At 38.2% G+C, this 5,970-nt stretch carries 7 protein-coding genes; 5 read left to right on the forward strand and 2 right to left on the reverse strand.

Going from position 1 to position 5,970, the window contains the following annotated elements; genetic code table 11:
• Together CXF61_RS01635 and CXF61_RS01640 are read right to left on the reverse strand one after the other, a co-directional pair.
• On the reverse strand, positions 1-573 hold a 573-nt coding region (locus tag CXF61_RS01635; RefSeq protein ID WP_165596925.1), incomplete at its 3' end, for a DUF262 domain-containing protein.
• A complete protein-coding gene (locus CXF61_RS01640; protein WP_165596926.1) occupies positions 573-2,051 on the reverse strand; it encodes a type I restriction-modification system subunit M in 1,479 nt (492 codons plus the stop codon). The genes CXF61_RS01635 and CXF61_RS01640, both read right to left, overlap by 1 nt.
• Positions 2,052-2,593: 542 nt before the next feature.
• Between CXF61_RS01640 and CXF61_RS13975 the strand changes: the two genes are divergently transcribed.
• The 5 genes from CXF61_RS13975 to CXF61_RS01665 form a co-directional block, all read left to right on the forward strand.
• Positions 2,594-2,734, forward strand: a complete 141-nt coding sequence (locus CXF61_RS13975) for a hypothetical protein (RefSeq protein WP_193834156.1) — start codon at positions 2,594-2,596, stop codon at positions 2,732-2,734.
• 123 nt (positions 2,735-2,857) lie between these two features.
• Positions 2,858-3,946, forward strand: a complete 1,089-nt coding sequence (locus tag CXF61_RS01650) for a helix-turn-helix transcriptional regulator (protein WP_165596927.1) — start codon at positions 2,858-2,860, stop codon at positions 3,944-3,946.
• A 27-nt stretch (positions 3,947-3,973) separates the two neighbouring features.
• The gene (locus CXF61_RS01655) at positions 3,974-4,648 is read left to right on the forward strand and encodes a hypothetical protein (protein WP_165596928.1); all 675 of its coding nucleotides are present in this window, start codon (positions 3,974-3,976) and stop codon (positions 4,646-4,648) included.
• 50 nt (positions 4,649-4,698) lie between these two features.
• On the forward strand, positions 4,699-5,151 hold the full coding sequence (locus tag CXF61_RS01660) for a DUF1810 domain-containing protein (RefSeq protein ID WP_165596929.1): 453 nt from the start codon (positions 4,699-4,701) through the stop codon (positions 5,149-5,151).
• Positions 5,152-5,187: 36 nt separating this feature from the next.
• The coding region (locus tag CXF61_RS01665) for a PDDEXK-like family protein (RefSeq protein ID WP_193834157.1) at positions 5,188-5,970 on the forward strand (783 nt) is incomplete at its 3' end.

Genomic DNA, 5,970 nt, shown 5'->3' on the forward strand with positions numbered 1-5,970 from the left:
TCTGCCAGGCTCGGTCTTTATTAAATTGTCAATAATAGAGTCAGCGCTAGCATCTCCATAATCAAGTTCATCCAAAATATTTCTTACAAGATAAAAGTAACCACTTTTACTATTTTGAGCATCTTTTTCAGTTAGGAATTTAAACTCATAATTACTATCCAACAAATTTATGTACATTTGACGTTCAGGGTAGGCATTATCGTTCTTAGTTTTTGCATACTTTTTCTTAGTGCAATAGACACCTTGAAGAGCAATATACATGGAACTGATACGCTGCTGACCGTCTAGTACACCGTGTATGTCAGAAGAAAAACTATGGTTGACTATCTTATTCTTAGAGTCACGCTGGTGATAATTCTTTAGAAACTCATAAAATGTATATCCATGAGCTTTTTGAGCTGTTAACTCCCAGAATAAGAAAGTTCCAATCGGGTAGTCGCGCATGATGGAGTTGAATAATCTGCATATTTTATCTTCGCTCCAAACAAACTTCCTTTGTATTGCAGGTAAGTAATACTCATTTGAGTTAATACCCTTTATTAGTTGCCTAATAGACATGCTTGAATAGGCCATTATAAGAATCCTTTTAATATTGTTTTAAACTTTTCTTCCGCTTCTAGGCTGGCTTGCCATGCTTGTTTTAAATCAGCCATAGCTTCATCCACACTAGGCAAGTTATCTTCTATAATTTTCTCTACGTAGAGTGGAATATTGAGATTGAAATCGTTTTCTTTTAAGTCCTCGAAACTGGCGATCTTGGCGTAGTTCTCAACATCTTGGTAATCGCTATACCATTGGTATATTTGCTGAACATGCTCTGGTTCTAGGTGGTTTTGTGCACGGCCCACGCGTATTTGTTCAGAAGCATCGATAAATAGCACGTTTCCTTTCTTGTCAGCATCTTTGTTCTGTTTAAAGACTATGACACAAGCAGCTAACTGTGTGCCGTAGAATACATTAGGACCTAAGCCGATGACGGCTTCTAAAATATCCTGCTCTAGTAATGCTTTACGGATTTTACCTTCGGCACCTTTACGAAATAGGGCACCATGAGGCAATACTACGGTCATACGGCCTGTACTGTTCATGGACTTAACCATATGCTGTACCCAAGCCATATCGCCATTACCTTTAGGTGGCACACCAGCGATATTGCGCCCATAGGGATCATTAGCCCAATTATCCGCGCCCCAATCTTTTAATGAGAACGGCGGATTGGCTATAACGCAATCAAAGGTTTTCAGGCCATCGGCTTGGAAAAAGGCAGGCTCACGTAAAGTATCACCACGCAGAATTTCAAAATCTTCTATGCCGTGTAAAAACATATTCATACGTGCAATGGCACTGGATGTTAGGTTTCTTTCTTGGCCATAGAGTTTAAGAGTACGAAAGTCCTCACCGTTATGTTTCAGATTATCGACACACTCTAATAGCATACCTCCAGTCCCACAGGCAGGATCATAGACAGACTCACCTTCGTGTGGGTCGAGAATAAGCCCTAGCAAATGTACTACTGAACGTGGGGTATAGAATTCACCTGCTTTTTTATTAGTTAAGTCAGCAAAGTGCTTGATCAGGTATTCATAGGCATTACCTAGCATATCTGGATTGGCATTTTCATGACCTAAACGATACTGTGAGAAATGCTCAATTAGATCAATCAGCAGCTTATCTGGCAACTTATTTTTATTACCCCACTGAGCATCACCAAAGATACCGTATAAAAAGTCTTGGTTAGCTTGCTCAATACCACGTAGCGCCTGTTCTATGGTTTGACCTACGTTAGTAGTCGTTTCACGTACATCATTCCAGTGGCAGCCTTGTGGTATTTCAAATCGGTGCATTTCTGGCATGGATGCATATTCAATATCACCGTCAGACTCTTTTAGCGCTTGCTGATACTCTTCATCATAAACGTCGGAGATACGCTTGAAGAATAGAAGGGGGAAGATATAGACTTTGAAGTCTGAAGCATCGACGGGACCTTTTAGGATCCAAGCCGCTTTTGAAAGGTATTGCTCTAACTGGGACAGTGATAAAACGTCACTCATTAATAGATTCTCTTAGTAAAACAAATATAAATGAAGGTAGTAGTTTAATGGTCTATATCATACTCTGGTTTTCCGTCAAACCCCAATATTGCCCAAGCCACCTGAGTATTTCTTTGAAAACTAAAAAATTCGCTAAGCTATATAAGACGGTGCTTATTATCGATTTTTAGTACTAGGGTGTATTAAATAATCGACTCTTTGTCCTATTAAAGTTGATAACGACGTACCCTCGAAAACTTTGGTATCTTCACCTGAGTAGTAGTGTTTGATAAATCTACAATGATCAGCAAGAGTAAGTATTTTATTATTTTTATGGCAGTTCTAATGTGTTGATGGCTTATAAGTAGGAGTGAAAGATTAGACTATAGTATATAGATTCATTTATCTTTACTAGCGATATACCCTTAGATCTAACAACAATCAAAGCTAACTATTGTCTTGGGATAATCTATGAGGTTTATAATAGTAGACTACCTAGAAAATAATTTTATAGGTAGTCTACTATACTTGTCTTAATGATAATAAATAATAAGCGAATGAATATGACAGCTACTTTAAGTGATGAATATGAAACTCTTACTGAAACAATAGCCCAAGCCTGTGGCATCGTCTTTAGTCTCGAAATTTGTAGTGACGGCATTCATGATTCAGTACTGAGCAATGATTTGCTACAGACGCTTTAGCATCAAGTGTATGACTCAGATGGCAATGCTTACGATAATGGCACTGCGATTTTGGTTCGTTTTGATTGAATATGTATTTTAATAATAAGTTGATTACTTCATCAGTCTAATAGAGAAGCTACTATGCCTGCACATCCAATCACCAGCTATACAAAGTCAGCACGTCTATTTGCTTTATATCAAAGCCTTCCTCGAAGTGAAGCAGATGCTATGTCACTGACAGAGCTTATGCACAACTATGGTAATGATCCTAATAATTATACAAATGAGCGTAAAAATTTAGAGAACGATCTGATTGGCTTAAATCGAATCTTTAACGACATATTCTATAGTGACGCCTTAATCCGGGTGCCAGCATGGGGCAAGAATATCAGTGGCAAGACGGCACGGTTTTATATTGAACCCAGTTTTAGTATTGATGTTATTAACGAGCAAACCGTGTTCTTTTGGGAGATGCTTGATAAATATACCGCCAACTACTTACCAGTATCTTTTAAACAAGGAATCACAGACAAGCTTACTCAACTACGTCGACAAGACAAAGATAATTTTCATCAAAGTCCACTAGGGCAATGGCAAGATCATCTCGTCACCTTGCCTAGTATTGTGCAAGCGCCAAATCTTGATAGTAAGGTGTTTGGCAGTATTCATCAAGCTTTGCTACAGAATCGTCAATTACGGATAGTCTATCAAAATAAATGGGAAGAAAAACCAGTTCAAAGAATGGTGTATCCCAAAGGACTGATCTTTATTGACAATATGATCTATCTCACTGGCTTTAATTCTGCTGATGATCATATCGATGATGACGTATTGCTAGAGGAGCATCGCAACTTTGCGGTCAATCGTATTACCGAGGTAGCCGTAGATAAGCCAATACCTGACTGGGTAGGGCGTGACGTTTTTACATTAGATAGCTTACAGAAGCTGGGCAAGCTAGAGTTTGGTAAAAATACTGAAATCAACTTGGTTTTAAAAGTACAGAAATTTGCCTGTCAGCATCTTTATGAGCGCCCATTATCGATAGATCAGAAGATTACGATTATTGATGACACTTGGCGTCAAGTCAGCGCTACAGTTGCTAATACGACTCGTCTGCAAGATTGGCTGGTAAGTATGTCGCAATTGTCCGTTGTCATTGAACCATTAGAGCTAAAGACAGTTATTCTTGAGCGCCTAGAAAGTGGGATGCAGCTTTATAACCGTAATTAATGATTTCACTTTAAAGAGGGGCCGAGTATGACAGTAGATAGTAGTATTAAAGATAAACAGACTATAAAAAACGATATCAACGAAGAAGATAATGATGAGCTTCAGATAGAGCCCATACCTTTAGCTACTTTATATACGCCACAATCAGATAGCTACCTCTTGTCTGAGGTTGGGTTTATTGTTATCGAAGATGGTTGGGATGAACAGTCATTGCTAAATCTACAACAACAAGTCGGTTGCACATTGTTTGCGCTACAAACCACAGATAAGCATATTGATAGATTCGAAGTAATAGACGGGATCATTATTTGCAAAGTGGATGAAGTCAGGCAGGTAATAACCGTGTTTGAATCAGTATTATCTGATTGTGATAAGGTTGGTATAGATGTTAATGATATCAAAAAATCTTGCGGGGCTGAAAAGCCTGCCAATTTTATACAGGCTAGGGCAACGGACATACCAGATTCAGAACAAATAAAGAGTACCGTTAATCATCTGCTCAATCAAATTCCTGAAGGTCTTAGTATCGAGTATATGATGCTTGATATTGAAAGCGATCATAAGCTATCTCTTGATGAATTCTTTAGCGTCACAACTGCTGTTGAAAGTCGGATTTCTGATGATGCAGAAGTGTTTTACGGCAATAGGATGATTGATAAACCTGACCATTGCTGGATGGGGGCAATATATGTGGCTGGTTAGCGTGGCAGGTAGGCAAACGCTCATTATTTAAATCGCAAGGAATGCAGAAGATGACAAAGACAGATAAAGATTTATTTGATGATTTTATTCAAGATCAAGATACTATCTATTCACAAGTGATTGAAGAGCTGACCCAAGGTCGTAAGCGCACGCATTGGATGTGGTTTATTTTTCCACAGATGAAAGGGTTGGGGCACAGTAAAATGTCTCGACGCTTTGCAATAGAGAGTCTGGAGCAAGCACAAGCGTATTTGCAGCATGAGGTGCTTGGAGCACGGTTAATAGAGTGCGCTGAATTACTGCTATTACATCCTGATAAAAGCGCTTTGGATATCTTTGGTTCACCGGATAATTTGAAGCTGCAATCTTCGCTAACATTATTTGCCTTTGCCGCTGGTAACAAGTGTGTATTTGAGCAGCTTTTACACCAATCCTTTGCTGGCAGTTACGATATAAACACTATCAAGATGCTAAAGCAAATCAATGACCAGCAATATAAGTGAATAAAACCGAGTGAGATTTTAAGAGGATAGATGAGTATGAGTACCGTGCAAAGTTTGATAAATGATGTGAGCCAAAAGATTAACGCTTTAGAGACTGCGCAAGCACTTTATAGTCGTCAATTGTCTCCAGACTTCAGTACTTTTGATTATATCAATACCGATGAGTTAGGAATTAGTCGTATTTTGGCAGCTCTGCTTGATCCTAAAGGAAGTCATGCTCAGAAAGAAAGTTTTTTAAGATTATTTGTTGAGTATTGTTTGCCTGTTATACATAAAAACGATAACTGGCAGATTTTCCTTAACAATCTTGAGAAAACAGACGTTTTTCTTGAAGAAATAACGGGGAAAAGTAATACCCAACGCCGTATGGATATTTACTTAAGATGTCAGGTGGATGATGACAGCTACGGCATTTGTATTGAAAATAAACCTTATGCAGCAGATCAGCTTGACCAAATGAAAGATTATGCTATTGAACTTAAAAATAGAAAACACAATTCTTGGCATCTTGTTTACTTAAACGAGGATAATGACGTACCAAGCGAGTATAGCGTTGATACTAAAACTTTAGAAGGTTGGATAACCCGCAATCAATATAGCCATCTTAGATTTAGTGACTTGATTGGTTGGCTCAAAGCGTGTCAAGTAGAATGCCAGAATCATAGTGTCAGTGAATTTATTGCACAGCTAACTAAGTTTATTCAAAAGAAATTTATGGGAATAGAAGATATGAACGAAGATAATGCAGTTTTAGAGATCATGAAGAAAAGTGTAGAGAATATAGAAGCTAGCATTCAGATATCAAACAATGTAGACAAG

Origin of the sequence: Psychrobacter sp. 4Dc, from assembly GCF_002836715.1 — a bacterium.
In the GTDB taxonomy this organism is placed as follows: domain Bacteria; phylum Pseudomonadota; class Gammaproteobacteria; order Pseudomonadales; family Moraxellaceae; genus Psychrobacter.

Bases quoted from the DNA above. Each gene is read 5' to 3' on its own strand.
- CXF61_RS01660 (WP_165596929.1), top strand. From the start codon at position 4,699: ATGACAAAGACAGATAAAGATTTATTTGATGATTTTATTCAAGATCAA.
- CXF61_RS01640 (WP_165596926.1), bottom strand. From the start codon at position 2,051: ATGAGTGACGTTTTATCACTGTCCCAGTTAGAGCAATACCTTTCAAAA.
- CXF61_RS01655 (WP_165596928.1), top strand. From the start codon at position 3,974: ATGACAGTAGATAGTAGTATTAAAGATAAACAGACTATAAAAAACGAT.
- CXF61_RS13975 (WP_193834156.1), top strand. From the start codon at position 2,594: ATGACAGCTACTTTAAGTGATGAATATGAAACTCTTACTGAAACAATA.
- CXF61_RS01650 (WP_165596927.1), top strand. From the start codon at position 2,858: ATGCCTGCACATCCAATCACCAGCTATACAAAGTCAGCACGTCTATTT.